Genomic DNA, 15202 nt, shown 5'->3' with positions numbered 1-15202 from the left:
ATCGCGCTCGGATGCGCATCGGGACGGAAAGCGATGCCCGCGGCCGGCGCGTCTATTCGGCGGCGATGACGGAACCGGATTCGAGCCGGCGCGCTTCTTCGATCATCTCGGCGATGTCGGGCAGGCACTTGCCGCATTGGGGACGCCGGCCGCAGCGCCGGAAGACGTCGGCGACGGAGCGCGCCTCGGCGCGGGCGGCGTCGGCGAGCTCCCTGTCGTTCAGCGCGTTGCAGATGCACACATACATGCAGGCGGTCCCGTCGGGCGGCGGCTTCCCGCTACATGCTTTACATAAGAATGATTGTCAATTGCTGAATGCGCGGCAAGGCCGTCAGCCGCGCTTCGGCGTCATTCGGCCGCGGCGGCGGCCTTGTCCGCCGGCGGCGGCAGCACGAGCTGAGGATCGACCAGCCGGTCGGTCCATTTCAGGCTCCAGTGCAGATGCGGGCCCGTCGCCCGGCCGGTCGCGCCGACGGCCCCGATCACGTCGCCCTTCTCGACCCGCTGGCCGGGCGCGACGTCGATCCGGGACAGGTGCATGAAGGCGCTTTCGAGCCAGTGGCCATGGTCGAGAAAGACGAGGCCGCCTTCGAAATACATGCCGGACTCGGCGAGACGGACGATCCCGGCGGCCGGCGCGCGCACCGGCGTTCCTTCGGGCGCGGCGATGTCGAGCCCGGAATGGGGCCGTTTGGGCTCGCCGTTGAGAATCCGCTGGGAGCCGAAAACGCCGCTGATCGGCCCCTCGACCGGCCAGGCGAAGCCGTCCGCCCAGTCGGCGCGCGCGTGCGTCTCCAGGCGCGCCGCATCCTTCTTCGCCTTGTCGGCGGCGATCTTTTCAAGCTGCGCTTCGGTGAAGCCCGACACTTTCGACTGGTCGAGGCCGTCGATGCGCTGGACGGGGAAATCGCGGTCCTCGACCTCGATCGCGATCCGCTCGACCGCGCCGTCCGGCAGCGTCACGACGAGGAGCGCGGTCGGCGCGCTGTCGCGGCCGAAACCGAGCAGGAACCGGCCGTCCTCGTCCACCATCACGGTCTCGCCGTCGAGGCGCGCCGTCGCGCCCGGAACGGTCCGCCCGAAGACGAGCCCGCCCTGGGCGGCGCGGCCCGACAGGACCGCCGCGTCGGAGGATTTGGGAAACACCCGCTGGCGCTCGGCGACGCGCTGCATCGCCTCGGCGTAGCGGGCCTGCAGGGCGAGGGCGTCTTGCGCGCCGGCGTGACGGGGCGGGGCGAGGATCGGGGCAGCGGCCGGCGCGCGCGGGGCGGGCGGCGCGATGGGAAGACCGGGCGCCGCCGGCGGCGCCGCTCCGGCGGCCGCAAGTCCGGCGGCGATCCATCCGAGAAAGGTCATTCGCTTTTCTCCAGACCGAAGCCCTTGAGCGCGGCGGCGGCGTCGACATAGGCCTCCTGCCTGTCGACGTTCCAGTATTTGAGCGCGTTCAGCGGAATCTTCGCCCCCGTCACGGCGCAGCGCACGAAGGCGCCGGGCTTGAGGACCGCGAACTCCGCGTCGCGGTATTCGAGGATCGCCTCGCCGTCGCGGTTTGACGATTCGAGCAAATTCATTACAGCCTCGCCGCCGCCTGCGTTTCCGGGGTCGGACTCCGGCGCATTATCCCTGTTGCGGGACGCGCGTCAAAGCCTGCGGCCTTTGCGTTTGACTTTCGTCCGCTTAGGAGAAGCCATGAGCGAACATCCCGCCGTTCTGGTCGGCGTCGGCGCGGTCGTCTTCCGCGGCGAAAAGGTGCTGCTGATCCGCCGCGCGAAGCCGCCCTTAGCGGGCGCCTGGTCGATCCCCGGCGGCGCTCTCGACTATGGAGAAACGCTGCACGAGGCCGTGCGCCGCGAGGTCCGCGAGGAGACCGGCGTCGAGATCCGCATTCTCGATCTGATCGACGTCTTCGAGGCCCTGCCGCGCGAAGGCGGCGAGGAGGCCGCGCGCCGGCACATGCTGCTCGTCGATTTCGTCGCCGAGTGGCGGGCCGGCGAGCCGGTTCCCGGCGACGACGCGGCCGAGGCGCAGTTCGTCCCCGTCGCGGAGGCCCTGAAGCGGCTTTCCTGGGACAAGACGCGCGAGGCCGTGGCGCGGGCCATCGCCATTCGCCGGAAGGCCTCAAAAACGCTATAATTTTTCGCGATGCGCCCCGTCATGCGGATAGCCCTCGCCAGTCTCGCCGGCCTCGTCTGCCTCGCCGCCGCGGCGCAGGCGCAGACCATCGACTATCGCGAGCGGGCCCGCGATCTCGTCTTCCTGTCGCAGGCCTTCGGCGAGCTGCATCACATCCGCCGTCTGTGCGAGCCGCGCGCCGAAGCCGAGATCTGGCGCGAGCGGATGCGCCGGATGCTGGAGCTCGAAGAGCCCGCGCCGGCGCTGCGCGAGGACATGATCCGCGCGTTCAACAGCGGCTTCCGGCAGGCCGAGCGGGCCTTTCCCTATTGCGACCGCGACGCGCGCGATCATGCGGCCGGCCTGGCCGCGCAGGCCGACGCGACCGCGGCGCGGCTCGCCGCCCCGCTTTACGAAGCGCTGGCGCGCGCCGAGACCGCGCCGACGGTCTGGCGGGGCGACGAGGACGGACGATAAGCCATCAGCCGGCCCGCGCCTGCGCAGCCTTGTCGGCGAGAATGCGCTCCAGACGCTCCCTGGGCGGAAAATCTTCCGCGATCCACGCCTCTTCGGTTTCGCGCAGGACTTTCGCGACATCAGGGCCGGGCGGAACGCCGCGCCTGACGACGTCCTTTCCGGTGAAGGGAAAGGCCGGCGGCGGCCTGAGCGCGAGAAACGCGTCGAGCCTCCGGCGGGCTTCCTCCCCGCCGCCGGCGCGCGCCGCGACGAGCAGCGCGCCGGCGCGAAACGCCGCTTCGCCGAACCGGTGAAGACAGGCGCGCGCGTTCCGTTCGCTCATGTCGAGCGTGATCGCGCGCGCCGCCGCGAGCGCGGTCTTGCGCCGGCGCGCGTCCGCGTTGGACAGCCGCAGGGCCGCGTCGATCCCGTCCCCGCCCTCGCCCCACAACGCGGCGAGCGCAAGCGGCGCCGGCGCGTCCGGCGCAAGGCGCTTGAGCGCCGCGAGCGCGACGAGGTCGGCCGGCGCCGGCCAGACCGCCGCCAGCACGCCCGCCTTCGCCATCGCCTCGACCGCGAAGGCGGCCCGCGGCAGGGCGAGAATCTTCGACATCTCGTCGCCCGCCCGCTCCCGCGACAGGATCGCAAGCCCCGCCCGCTCGGCCTCGCAGGCCGCAAGCCCTTCCGCGTCGAACGCCTCGGCGAAGCGCGCCGTGAACCTGAAAAACCGCAGGATGCGCAGATAGTCCTCGCGGATGCGCGCATGGGGATCGCCGATGAAGCGCACCTTGCCCGCCTTCGCGTCCGCCAAGCCTCCGACCGGATCGAAAAGCCGTCCGTCCGTGGTCAGATAAATCGCGTTGAGGCGGAAGTCGCGCCGGCGCGCGTCGACCCCCCAGTCTTCGGTGAAGGCCACGGTCGCGCGCCGCCCGTCGGTCGAGACGTCCGCGCGCAGCGTCGTGATCTCGACCGGCTTGCGCTCGCAGATCGCCGTCACCGTGCCGTGCGCGAGCCCTGTCGGGGCGTAGCGCAGGCGCGCCTTTTCGAGCGCCGCGATGACCTCGTCCGGCTTCAGGGTCGTGGCGACGTCGACGTCCTTCGGCGCAAGCCCCATGATGCTGTCGCGCACGCAGCCGCCCACGAACCGCGCCGAGCCGGGCCGCGCGGCCTCAAGCGCAGCGACGACCTTGCGCACCCGCGGCGACGACGCCCAGCCGAAATGCGGCGCCTCCTGCGCGCTCAGGGCACGGAGCGTTTCCTCTGCGCTCATGGCGCGGCCGGATCCTCGTCCCGCAGGGTTTCGGCGAGCGTGCGCAGGATGCCCGCCGTCAGTCCCCAGATGTGATAGCGCTCGTAAGGCGCGGCGAACATCCGATAGCTGACGCCCTGATGGCGCCGCTCCTCCAGCGCGTGATTGGACAGGTCGGCGAAGAAATCGAGCGGGACCTCGAAGACTTCCGCCACCTCGCGCGGACACGGTTTTATGTCCGCAGACGGATCGACGATTCCGACAACCGGCGTGACGGCGAAGCCGAGTCCGCCGTAATGCACGCCGAGCGCGCCGATCACCTCGACCTCGTGCGGCTTGATGTTGACCTCCTCCTCGGCCTCGCGCAGGGCCGCGGCGACGGGCCCCGAATCTTCGGGATGGACGCGCCCGCCTGGAAAGCTGATCTGACCGGCGTGCGAAGGCATGTCGGGCGAGCGCACGGTCAGCAGCACGCGCGCCCCTTCGGGCCGGTCGAGAATCGGGACGAGCACCGCCGCGTCCCGGCGCTCGCGGGTCCAGCGCTCTTCGAACGCCTTGTCGCCGACGAGGTGGGGATTGATCTCTTCGAACAGCGCGCGCACGCGCTGCGCCGAAGCGCGCCGGAGATTGGCCGCGATGCGCGCGCGCCAATCGGCGGGCGCGCCGGCCGCCGCCGGGGTCTGTCTTCGCGAAATGTCGTCGCTGCTCATCACGCGCGCTCGTTGCTTGCGTCGACATCGGCCCCGGCGGGCTCGAAGGGAAAGAACGCGCCGCCGCTCGCGACGCCCATGACGGGCCCGTCCGGCGTATCGCGCGTCTCGCTCAGCGCGACGAGGTCATAATAGACCGCCCGCGCGACAAGCGCCCAAAGATCGTCCCGCACGCGAAGATAGGGCGCGATCTCGCCGGTCGCCGGGCTGGGACGGAAAACGATCTCGTGACCGGGGCCCGCGGCGATCTCCTCCCCGACATTGGTGGTGAAGACGAGACGGCGCGCGTTCCCCTCTCCTTCAGCGCGCATGAGCACGGCCAGAAAGGGCGCGTCCTCCACCGCGATTGCGAGCTTTTCGACCGGCGTGACCAGAAAATAGCGCCCGCCTTCGCGCTTCAGGATCGTCGAGAACAGCCGCACCAGCCGGGCCCGCCCGATCGGCGTTCCTTCGTGAACCCAGGTCCCGTCTCGCCTGATGACGAGATCGAGTTCGCCGCAATAGGGCGGATCCCAGCGCTCCACCGGCGGCAGGTCGCCCGCGCAAGCGCGGCCTTCGAGGGCGGCGGCGTAGCTCATGAAATCGCTCATCGGCGGTCCTCGGGGCGGTCCTCGGGGCGGTCCCTCGGTTGCGGACGGTCCTGCCCGAAAACGTAAGGGCCGCGATCGGATTTCGCCAGATCGCGGCCCCAAGATGAAAGACCGACCCCGCGCCGCGCGCGGCGGCGCGTCAGCGCAGCTCGCAGCTCAGACAGCGGGCGTAAAGCCCGGACGGATCGTTGAAGCTGTCGAGCAGCTCGATCTCGCCCTTGATCTGCGCGAACAGCTTTCTGAGCGCGGACTGATGGGCGCGGGCCTCGGCGAAGTCGAGGCCGGCGAGCTTCATCGCCCGGGCCGCGGCGCCGCCGAAGATACGCTGGAAGGGCGTGAGCTTTTCGACCATTTCGACCACGTCGTATTCTTCAAGGCCGGCGCGCTCGGCGGCGGCGGCGACCGCGGCGTCGAGATCGCCGAGCTTGTCCACCAGCTTCAGGCCCTGGGCGGTCTCGCCGATCCACACCCGGCCCTGGCCGATGGAATCGATATAGTCGCGCTCGAGGCCGCGGCCCTCGCTGACGACGCGCAGGAAGCGCTCATAGCCTTCCTCGACGGACTGCTGGATGAGCTCGGCGGCGACCTCCGGCAGCGGGCCGACGCCGGTGGCGATGAGCGGAGACAGCCGCGACGTGCCGACGCCGTCCACATAGACGCCGATTTCGGCGGCGGTGTTCTCGAAGGTCGTCAGGAGGCCGAAGATCCCGATCGAGCCGGTGATGGTCGTCGGCGCGGCCCAGATCTCGTCGGCGGGCGAGGAGATCCAGTACCCGCCCGAAGCGGCCAGCGAGCCCATGGAGACCACGACGGGCTTGCCCGCCTCCTTGAGCTCGAGCAGCCGCTCGCGGATGATCTCCGAGGCGAAGGCCGAGCCGCCGGGGCTGTCCACGCGGAACACCACCGCCTTCACGTTTTCGTCGTCATGCGCCTTTTTCAGAAGCTTGGCGATGGTGTCGCCGCCGGCCGCCACCCCCGCCGGCGCCTCGCCGTCGACGATGACGCCGGCCGCCGTGACGAGCGCGATGTTAGGCGCCTCGCCGTCCGGCTCGGCCTCGCCCACCGCCTTGAGATACCGCGACAAGGCGACGTGCTTGAAGGACTTGCCGTCCTTGTCGGCGCCGAATTTTTCCTTGAGATAGGCGAGCTGCTGCGGCCGCGACTTGAGATCGTCGACGAGGCCGTATCGTTGGGCGAGCTTCGCGAAGTCGCCGTTCGCCTGCTCGAGCAGCGGCGGCATTTCGTCCGCATAGCGTTGCACCGAGCCCTGCGGCAGGGCGCGCGCCTTTTCGACGGAGGCCGCATATTCGCGCCACAGCACGCTCAGATAGGCGAGATTGGCCTCCTTGGCTTCCGGCGACATGTCGTCGCGCATGAAGGGCTCCACCGCCGACTTGAACGTCCCGACACGGAAGATGTGGCTTGTGACTTTCAGCTTTTCGAGCAGCGACTTGATGTAGGCTTCGTAAGAGCCGTAGCCGTAAAGCACGACGTTGCCGAAGCCGTGCATGAGGATCTCGTCGGCCCGCGAGGCGATGAGATACTGCTCCTGGCTGTAATAGTCGCCGACCGCGATGACGGGCTTTTCAGAAGTCTTGAAGTCTTCGATCGCCGCGGCGATGTCGTGCAGCTTGGAGGCGCTTGAAGCGGGCGCGTAAAGGCCGCCGAGATCGAGCACGAGCCCGGCGACGCGCTCGTCGGTCTTGGCCTTGCGGATCGCGCGGATGATGTCGCGCGCCTCGACCTGGTCCGGCTCGTCGACGCCGTAGGCTTCCTCGAGCGCCTTCTCGAACGGATCGACTTCCTCGGCCTGCTCGACCAGCACGCCCTGCGGATTGAGCAGCAGCGCGGCGCCTTTCGGGACGTCGACGCGCGCGGCCTTGCCGCCGGCCAGGTTGTCGCTGACGCTGACGATGACGCCGACGATCAGCAGCATCACCACGAGGCCGATGATCCCCTGCAGCAACAGCAGGAAACCGATCAGCAGCTTGCCGAAGCCCTTGATGAAGCCCCAGACGGAAAAACCCTGATTTTCGCTAGGCACGAACAACCCCTTTTCTGCCTGCGGCCCAAGGCCGCGACCGGATCGGCGAAAGCCCCGATGATTCGTTAACGCCCCCGCATTAACGCCGCAATAATGCTGCAGCCCGCCGTCGGAGGCATCGTAAGGACAATGGCGCGCGGGGGGCAAGGGGCCAAGAGATGTCGCGGCGCGCTGCGACGGGCCGCCTTTTTCGCTCGCCCGGCGGATGTGAATTCCGCCCCGGGGCGTGCTATGGCGGGCGGGAGCGGGGCGGACGCAGGCGTCGCGGCGCCCCTTTTCGCGCGAGGGCCCGCAACAGAGAAGGGACCGAAGGAAGACATGAGCGATCTCGATCCCGTCGGCGCGTTCGAGGAGATTTCGAGCCGGTTCGCCGACGCCCGCAGCGGCCTTCAGAAGGTCATTTTCGGCCAGGAGGAAGTGATCGAGCTGACCCTCGCCGTTCTCGCGGCCGGCGGGCACGGCCTTCTCGTCGGCGCGCCGGGCCTCGCCAAGACCCTGCTCGTGACCTCCGTCGCCGAGCTGATGGGCCTGTCGGCCAAACGCGTGCAGTTCACGCCGGATCTGATGCCGGGCGACGTGCTCGGCTCGGAGGTGCTCGAGGAAAGCGCCGACGGCAAGCGCGCATTCCGCTTCATTCCCGGCCCGATCTTCTGCCAGCTTCTGATGGCCGACGAGATCAACCGGGCGAGCCCGCGCACCCAGTCGGCGCTTCTCCAGGCGATGCAGGAGCTGCACGTCACCGTCGCCGGCGCCCGGCACGACCTGCCCTCGCCCTTTCACGTGCTGGCGACGCAGAACCCCATCGAGCAGGAAGGGACCTACCCGTTGCCCGAAGCCCAGCTCGACCGCTTCCTTCTGCAGATCAATGTCGGCTACCCGGACGAGGACGCCGAGCGCCGGATGCTCGCGGCCACCACCGGCGCGAGGACGGCGGCGGTCGAGCCCGCGCTCACGCCGGGCGACTTGAAGCGCGCGCAGCGGCTCGTGCGCGAGATGCCCATCGGCGAGCAGATCGTCGACGCGATTCTCTCGCTCGTGCGCCGCGCGCGGCCGACCGGGGACGCCGAAGAACGGATCAGGACGCTCGTCGCCTGGGGGCCTGGCCCGCGCGCAAGCCAGGCGCTGTCGCTGTCAGCCCGCGCGCTCGCGCTCATCGACGGGCGCTTCGCGCCGTCGCTCGACGACGTGCGCCGCCTCGCCAAACCGGTGCTGCGCCACCGCATGGCGCTCAATTTCTCCGCGCGCTCGGAAGGGTTGAGTACGGATGATTTCATCGACGAGCTGCTTGCGAAGGCGTTCTGACCTGCGCCGCCGCGCCGCCGTTCATTGCGTGCGAGCCTTGCGAACCGGATGACCCATCGCTCCGCCTCAGCCAGCGCCGGACAGATCCGCCGCGCGGCGGAAGACGCCGCTGCGGCCTTCCCGGCGCTGATGATCGAGGCCGAGCGCGTCGCGCAGGCGGTCGCGTCGGGCCTGCACGGGCGCCGGCGCGCCGGGCCCGGCGAGACCTTCTGGCAGCACCGCGCCTACGCGTTCGGCGATCCCGTAAGCGCCATCGACTGGCGCCAGTCGGCGCGCGCGGCCGACCGGCTTTACGTCCGCCAGAACGAATGGGAGGCCGCCGCGGCCGCCTGGCTCTGGCGCGATCCGACCCGCTCGCTCGATTACGCCTCCGATCCGAACCTGCCGACCAAGCGCCGGCGCGCCGACGTGCTGGCGACCGCGCTTGCGATCCTGCTCGCGCAGGCGGGCGAGCGCGTCGGCCTGATGGGCGCGCGCGAGCGCCCGTTTCACGGCCGCGCCGCGCCGGCGCTGTTTCTCGAAGCGCTGGCCGCCGAGAGCTTCGCCGATGCCGGCGCGCGTCCGCCGCCGGTTAAAATCGCCGCCGGCGCGCGCATCGTTCTGTTCAGCGATTTCTTCGCCGAGCCCGACGAAACGGCGCGCGCCGTCGCCGGCTATGCGGCGCAGGGCGCCGGCGGCGCGCTCGCGCAGATCGTCGATCCGGCCGAGGAGGATTTTCCGTTCGTCGGGCGCACCGAGTTCGAGGATCTTGAAAGCCGGGACCGGCTGCTTTTCGGCGAGACCGGCGCGCTCGCCGGCGACTACCGGGCCCATTTCGCCGCTCATCGCCGCGCGCTGGAGGACGTCTGTCGGCGCTACGGATGGGCCTTCGTCGCGCACCGCACCGACCGGCCGGCGCAAACCGCCCTGCTTGCGCTTTTCATGGCGCTGGGCGATCCGGGAACGCTCAAATGACGAGGCGTTGAGTCATGCTGTCGCTGGGCGCCCTGTCCTTTTCCGCTCCGTGGATCCTGCTCGCGCTCGCCGGCCTGCCGGCGCTGTGGCTCGTCCTGCGCGCGACGCCGCCCGCGCCGAAGCGCGTGCGCTTTCCGGCCTTCATCATCCTCCGCAGGCTGACGACGAAGGAGGAGACGCCCGACCGCACGCCCTGGTGGGTGCTGCTGCTGCGCCTCGTCATCGCGGGGCTCGTCATCGTCGGACTGGCCGGGCCCGTGCTCAACGCGCCGACGCCGGCGCAGACGACGGGACCGCTCGTTTTCGCAGTCGACGACACCTGGGCGGCCGCGGGCGGCTGGCGGCTGCGGCTCGACGCGCTGGCCGCCGGCGCGGAGGAAGCCGCGCAGGCCGGCAGGCCCGTCTTTCTTCTCACGACGGCCGATCCGGCGGGCGATCCGCCGCAGGGCCCGATGACCGGCGAGGCTGCGCGCGAGCTTTTCGCCGCCCTCGCCCCGAAGCCCTTCGCCGCTGACCGCGCGGGGGCGGCCGCGCGCCTGAGCCGGCTCGACCCGGCGCTCGCCCGGGCCGGCGGCGCGGCGGAAATCCGCTGGCTGAGCGACGGGCTCGCGGGCGAGGGTGATGACGCGCTCGCCGAGGCGCTGGCCGCGCGCGGCGCGCTGACGGTCTATGCGGACCGCGAAACGCCGCTTGTCGTCCTGCGCCCCGATAGACAGGCCGGCGCGCCGGCGCGCTGGCGCGTGGAGCGTCTGCGCGGCGGGCCGGAATGGCGGGGCGCGCTCGTCGCCGCCGCCCGCGACGGCCGCGAGCTCGCCCGCGCGCCGGCGGTTCTTCCCGCCGGAGAACGCACGGCGCGCGTCGCCGTCGACCTGCCGCTGGCGCTGCGCAACGAGGTCGCCGCGGTCGCCATAGAGGGAGCGCGCTCGGCCGGCGCGATTCAGCTCGCCGACGCGCGCGACCGGCGCGCGCTCGTCGGGTTCGTCGCGGGCGAGGACGCGCAGCAAGACCCGCTGCTGTCGGGGACGCGCTATGTGCGCAAGGCGCTCGAGCCGTATGCGGGATTTCTGACCGACGCGCTGGACGGCCTCATCCGCGCGGACGTCTCCGTCATCGTCCTGCACGACGTCGGCCGGCTGCGGGCAAGCGACGCGGAGGCGCTCGCCGCCTGGGTCGAGCGCGGCGGGGTGCTGATCCGCTTCGCCGGGCCGAGCCTCGCCGACGCGGCGCAGGATGAAGACCTGCCCCTGCTGCCCGCGCCTCTGCGCGGCGGCGGGCGCGCCTTCGGCGGCGCGCTCACCTGGGAGACGCCGCAGGCGCTCGCCGGATTCTCCAAGAATGGTCCGTTTGCGGACATGCCGCCGCCGGACGACGTGTTCGTGCGCCGCCAGGTGCTCGCCGAGCCGGGCGGGGAGACGAGCGCGCGCACCTGGGCGTTCCTCGCCGACGGCACGCCGCTCGTCACCGGCGCGCGCCGCGGCGACGGCGCGATCGCGCTCTTCCACGTCCCGGCGACGCCGGGCTGGTCGGACCTGCCGCTCTCGGCGACCTTCGTCGATATGCTTCGCAAGCTGACATTTCTGTCGCTGCTCGGACCGTCGCGGGAGGAGGCCGACGCCGGCGCGCGCCTGTCGCCCCTGCGGGTGCTCGACGGCTTCGGCCGGTTCCGCGATCCCGACCCGGACCTCGCCGGCGTCACCGCCGCCGAGGCGGCCGCGGGAGCCGCGCCCGACCGGCCGCCCGGCTTTTACGGCGCGCCCGAGGCGCCGATCGCGGTCAACGCGCTCGGCCCGGACGGCGCGCTTGAGCCGCTCGCGCTGTCCGGCGTGGCGGAGACGGCCTACGCGCAGGAGCCGCCGGCCCGCCTCGCCCCGCCGCTTTTCGCCGCGGCGCTCGCGCTTTTGTTGCTCGACGCGCTTGTCGCGCTCGCGCTCGCCGGGCGGCTGCGCCTCGCCGCGCTCGCGCTTCTCGCCGCGGCGAGCGCGCCGGCGAGCGATCTGCGCGCCCAGCCGCTCGACGCCGCGCTCGACCCCAAGGCCGTCGAGGCGGCGCTCCAGACCCGGCTCGCCTATGTGCGCACGGGCGATCCGGAAATCGACCGGCTCTCAGAGCTCGGCCTCGCCGCCCTCAGCCGCGAGCTCTACCGGCGCACGGCGCTCGAACCCGCCCCGCCCGTCGCCGTCGATCCGGAGACGGACGATCTGTCCGTCTATCCGCTGCTGTACTGGCCGATCGCCGCCGGCGCCCGGCCGCCTTCCGAGCAGGGCCTCGCCAATATCGAGAACTTCATGCGCTTCGGCGGGCTCATCATCTTCGACACGCGCGACGACGAGCGGGCGGTGGCCGGGCTGGAGACGCCCGAGCGCGCGGCGCTGCGCGCGATCCTCGCCCAGCTCGACCTGCCGCCGCTCGCCGCGCTGCCGGACGATCACGTGCTGACGCGCTCGTTCTACCTGCTCGACCGGCTGTACGGCCGGATGTGGAACAATCCCGTCTGGGTGCAGGCGCCGGCGAGCGCGGCGGGCGAAGCCAATGACGGCGTGACCCCGGTCATCATCGGCGGGCGCGACTGGGCGGGCGCCTGGGCGACCGACCGTTTCGGCCGGCCCCTGAGGCCGATGGCGCGCGGCGGCGAGCGCGCGCGCGAGCTCGCCTATCGCGCCGGGATCAACATGGCGATGGTGGCCTATACCGGCAATTACAAGTCTGATCAGGTGCACGCGCCCATCCTGCTCGAACGGCTCGGAAGGGGGCGGCCATGACGGCGAGCGCCCTCGCCTTCGAGCCGCTCGTTCCGACATGGGCGCTCGGCGCCCTCGTTTCGCTCGCGCTCGTCGTTTCCGTACTGAGCATCTGGCGCGGCGCGCGCGGCGGGCCCTTGCGCCTGCTCGCCGCCGGCGCCCTCGCGCTCCTGCTCGCCAATCCGCAGCTGCGCACGAGCGAGCGCACGCCGCTCGACGACGTCGCCGTCATTCTCGTCGATCAGAGCGCCAGCCAGCGGCTCGACGGGCGCGACGGGATCGCGCGTGCGGCCGCCGACGCGCTCGCCGCGCGCCTCGCCGCCCTCGGCGGGATCGAGGTCGTCCGCCGCGAGGTCGGCGGCGAGAACGAGACCCGCCTCGTCGAGGCTCTGGCCGGCGCAGCGGCGGATACGCCGCGCGGGCGCCTCGCGGCCGTCTTCGCGATCACGGACGGGCAGGCGAGCGATGCGGCGCGCGCCGGCGATCTCGCCCTCGACGCGCCGGCTCATGTGCTGCTCACCGGCCGCGACGACGAATTCGACCGCAAGATCACGCTCCTCAGCGCGCCCCGCTACGGGCTGGTGCGCGAGAGCGCGCGCATCGCCTTCCGGGTCGACGACGTCGGCCCCGAGGGGGCGGCGGCGGGGACGGGGAGCGCCGTCGTCGCGTTGCGCGTCAACGGGCGCGAGGTCGCGCGCCAGGCGGTTCCGCTCGGCGCGGAGGTCTCCTTCGAAGCCCCGCTCGAGCATCCCGGCGCGCTCATTCTCGAGCTCGAAGCCGAAGAGCGTCCCGGCGAGCTGACGACGCGCAACAACATCGCGGTGCTGAACGTGACGGCGATCCGCGACCGGCTGCGCGTGCTTCTGATCTCCGGCGAGCCGCACGCCGGCGAGCGCGTGTGGCGCAATCTCCTGAAGTCGGACCCCGCCGTGGATCTCGTTCATTTCACCATTCTGCGCCCGATCGAAAAGGGAAATCCCGGCGAGCTCGCAAGCGAGCTCGCGCTCATCCCCTTCCCGCAGGACGAGCTGTTCATCGACCGGCTGTCGGCCTTCGATCTTCTGATCTTCGACCGCTACACCTATCGCGGCGTGCTCAACGCCTTCCACTTCGACAACATCGCGCGCTATGTGGAGAACGGCGGGGCGGTGCTTGTGGCGTCAGGGCCGGAATACGCCGGCGCGCTGAGCCTCGCTGCGCGGCGCAATTTCTCCTTCATCCTGCCGGCGCTTCCCGAGGGCGCGGCGCGCGAAGGCCCGTTCCGGCCGCGGATCAGCGAGGACGGCGCGCGCCATCCGGTCACCGCGGGCCTTCCCGAGCAGGAGTTCTGGGGCCGGTGGCTGCGCATCATGCCGGCCGCGCAGCGATCGGGCCGCACCCTGATGACGGGACCGGACGGCGCGCCGCTGCTCATTCTCGACCGCGTGGGCGAAGGCCGGGTCGGCCTGCTTCTCTCCGATCACGTCTGGCTGTGGGCGCGCGGCTTCGACGGCGGCGGTCCGCATGCGGAGCTTCTTCGCCGCATCGCGCACTGGCTGATGAAAGAGCCGGAACTGGAGGAAGAGCGGCTTACGCTGACCGGCGCCGGCGACGACCTCGTCATCCGGCGCCGGACGATGTCGGACGAGCCGGGTCCCGTGAGCCTCGTCCTCCCCTCCGGCGAGACGCGCGAGATCGCCCTCGACGAGACCGCGCCGGGCCGTTTCGAGGCCCGGCTCGCGAACGCCGAACACGGACTTTACCGGGCGCGCGCCGGCGAGCTTTTCGCCGTCGGCGCCGTCGGGCTCGCCGCGCCGCCGGAATTCGACGACGTCGTCGCCGATTCGCGCCCGCTCGCCCCGGCGGCGGAGGCCTCGCGCGGCGGCGTCTTCCGGATCCGGCGCGGCGACGGGATCGCGCTGCCCGCCCTGCGCAAGGCGAACGCCGGGGCCGCGGCCTACGCCGGCGCCGGCTGGGCCGGACTGGTCGAGCGCGGCGCCTACCGGATCGACGCGACCCGCGACGCGCCCCTCGCCCCGCCCTGGTTCTGGCTCGCGCTCATCGCGGCGGCGCTGCTGGGCGCGTGGCTTCTCGAAGGCCGCACGGGCCGGCGCCGGCCGCGGGCGGGATTCAGCGCGTAAAATTTACCGAATGATTTAACGACGCTTCAAACAGCCGGGGCGTACCGTCTATCCGGACAGGAAGACAGGAGCAGCGGCTGTGGCGTTTTCATTCACCCGCTCGAACGGCCATCGCAAGCCCAAGGAAAAATCCGAGCGCAGAGGGCCGTTTTCCGGGCTTCTCGGCCGCAAAAACGATCAGGAGCCGGACGATATTCCCCAGATGGACGTCGTCGGCGGCCTCAACCGCGCGCTGCGCAAGACCGCGCCGAAAGACGACGCGCCGCAGCATGAAGACGACGCGCCCATCCGCGAAGCGCTCGCCTCGATCGAATGCGCGCTTTACTCGATCGACGCCATCCGCGAGGTCATCGAACAGGCCTATGAGGTCGCTCTCTCGGCGCAGAACGTCGAGGACGCGGGCGGGCGCGCTCTGCTCGCCGAGCGCTATGACGAGCTGAGGCTGTCGATCAACCGGATCATCGAACAGCTCGACGAGCGCGCCGCGCGCCTCATCGGCAGGAACGCCCACAATCTCGATGTGAAGCTCGGCGGCAAGGCGAATTACTCCGTGTCCGCCGTCCGCCTGGACATTTCTCCCAAGGGGCTCGAACTCGACCCGCCCCGCGAGGCGTTCGCCACATTCGACGAGATCACGCGCGTGCTCGAAGAGCTCGACTCGGCCGTGAAGAAGGCCGACCGCGCCGCGGCCGGCTATTGCCGCGACGCGCAGTTCCTGATCTCCCGCCTCTCACAGGAGCAGGCCGCCGCCTAGGCGCGCAGCGCTTCGCCTCATCGCCGCGCCGATCCGCGCCCGTCGTCCCGGGCGCGGCGCGGCATGCAATGACGCGCCGCAGACCCGGGACCGCTCCCGGCCCGCTCCGTCGTCGTCCCGGATGCGGCGCAGCGCGCAGCGGTGCAATGCAGACCCGGGACCGCCTCCCCCGC

At 71.4% G+C, this 15202-nt stretch carries 14 protein-coding genes; 7 read left to right on the top strand and 7 right to left on the bottom strand.

Features of this window, described 5'->3' with window-relative positions; translation table 11 throughout:
* Window positions 1-52: 52 nt before the first annotated feature.
* The 3 genes from CHB64_RS07745 to CHB64_RS07735 all read right to left on the bottom strand — a co-directional run bounded on the left by CHB64_RS07745 (window position 53) and on the right by CHB64_RS07735 (window position 1571).
* On the bottom strand, window positions 53-247 hold the full coding sequence (locus CHB64_RS07745; protein WP_089412057.1) for a (2Fe-2S)-binding protein: 195 nt from the start codon (window positions 245-247) through the stop codon (window positions 53-55).
* A 101-nt stretch (window positions 248-348) separates the two neighbouring features.
* Entirely contained in the window at window positions 349-1356 is a 1008-nt protein-coding gene (locus CHB64_RS07740) for a M23 family metallopeptidase (protein ID WP_200815284.1), read from the bottom strand.
* On the bottom strand, window positions 1353-1571 hold the full coding sequence (locus CHB64_RS07735; protein WP_089412056.1) for a DUF2093 domain-containing protein: 219 nt from the start codon (window positions 1569-1571) through the stop codon (window positions 1353-1355). The genes CHB64_RS07740 and CHB64_RS07735 overlap by 4 nt, the downstream gene beginning before the upstream one ends.
* A 118-nt stretch (window positions 1572-1689) precedes the next feature.
* Between CHB64_RS07735 and CHB64_RS07730 the strand changes: the two genes are divergently transcribed.
* Both CHB64_RS07730 and CHB64_RS07725 read left to right on the top strand, forming a co-directional pair.
* Window positions 1690-2133 (top strand): NUDIX hydrolase, encoded by a 444-nt coding sequence (locus tag CHB64_RS07730; RefSeq protein WP_089412055.1) that lies wholly within the window; start codon window positions 1690-1692, stop codon window positions 2131-2133.
* A 21-nt stretch (window positions 2134-2154) separates the two neighbouring features.
* The gene (locus tag CHB64_RS07725; RefSeq protein ID WP_159462444.1) at window positions 2155-2589 is read left to right on the top strand and encodes a TIGR02301 family protein; all 435 of its coding nucleotides are present in this window, start codon (window positions 2155-2157) and stop codon (window positions 2587-2589) included.
* Between the two features lie 4 nt (window positions 2590-2593).
* On the opposite strand, the gene CHB64_RS07720 is transcribed toward CHB64_RS07725, so the two are convergent.
* The 4 genes from CHB64_RS07720 to sppA all read right to left on the bottom strand — a co-directional run bounded on the left by CHB64_RS07720 (window position 2594) and on the right by sppA (window position 7161).
* A complete protein-coding gene (locus CHB64_RS07720) occupies window positions 2594-3838 on the bottom strand; it encodes a CCA tRNA nucleotidyltransferase (protein ID WP_089412053.1) in 1245 nt (414 codons plus the stop codon).
* The gene (locus tag CHB64_RS07715) at window positions 3835-4527 is read right to left on the bottom strand and encodes a CoA pyrophosphatase (RefSeq protein WP_089412052.1); all 693 of its coding nucleotides are present in this window, start codon (window positions 4525-4527) and stop codon (window positions 3835-3837) included. The genes CHB64_RS07720 and CHB64_RS07715 overlap by 4 nt, the downstream gene beginning before the upstream one ends.
* Complete coding sequence (locus tag CHB64_RS07710) at window positions 4527-5117, bottom strand: DUF1285 domain-containing protein (RefSeq protein ID WP_089412051.1); 591 nt, start codon at window positions 5115-5117, stop codon at window positions 4527-4529. Before CHB64_RS07710 ends, CHB64_RS07715 begins: the two co-directional genes overlap by 1 nt.
* 139 nt (window positions 5118-5256) lie before the next feature.
* Window positions 5257-7161, bottom strand: a complete 1905-nt coding sequence (gene sppA, locus CHB64_RS07705; protein WP_143265967.1) for a signal peptide peptidase SppA — start codon at window positions 7159-7161, stop codon at window positions 5257-5259.
* Window positions 7162-7479: 318 nt separating this feature from the next.
* On the opposite strand from sppA, the gene CHB64_RS07700 reads away from it, so the two are divergent.
* The 5 genes from CHB64_RS07700 (at window position 7480) to CHB64_RS07680 (ending at window position 15029) form a co-directional block, all read left to right on the top strand.
* Window positions 7480-8463 carry an AAA family ATPase gene (locus CHB64_RS07700; protein ID WP_089412049.1) on the top strand — a complete coding sequence of 328 codons (984 nt, stop codon included), beginning with the start codon at window positions 7480-7482 and terminating at the stop codon, window positions 8461-8463.
* 48 nt (window positions 8464-8511) lie between these two features.
* Window positions 8512-9417 carry a DUF58 domain-containing protein gene (locus CHB64_RS07695; RefSeq protein WP_089412048.1) on the top strand — a complete coding sequence of 302 codons (906 nt, stop codon included), beginning with the start codon at window positions 8512-8514 and terminating at the stop codon, window positions 9415-9417.
* A gap of 14 nt (window positions 9418-9431) precedes the next feature.
* The gene (locus CHB64_RS07690; protein ID WP_089412047.1) at window positions 9432-12176 is read left to right on the top strand and encodes a DUF4159 domain-containing protein; all 2745 of its coding nucleotides are present in this window, start codon (window positions 9432-9434) and stop codon (window positions 12174-12176) included.
* Window positions 12173-14275 (top strand): hypothetical protein, encoded by a 2103-nt coding sequence (locus CHB64_RS07685; RefSeq protein ID WP_089412046.1) that lies wholly within the window; start codon window positions 12173-12175, stop codon window positions 14273-14275. The genes CHB64_RS07690 and CHB64_RS07685 overlap by 4 nt, the downstream gene beginning before the upstream one ends.
* Window positions 14276-14354: 79 nt before the next feature.
* Window positions 14355-15029: a hypothetical protein gene (locus CHB64_RS07680; RefSeq protein ID WP_089412045.1), complete on the top strand. Its 675-nt coding sequence runs from the start codon at window positions 14355-14357 to the stop codon at window positions 15027-15029.
* Window positions 15030-15202 lie beyond the last annotated feature (173 nt).

Source organism: Amphiplicatus metriothermophilus (assembly GCF_900199215.1).
Classification (GTDB): domain Bacteria; phylum Pseudomonadota; class Alphaproteobacteria; order Caulobacterales; family Parvularculaceae; genus Amphiplicatus; species Amphiplicatus metriothermophilus.
This window is presented reverse-complemented; position numbering and strand designations above follow the sequence as displayed.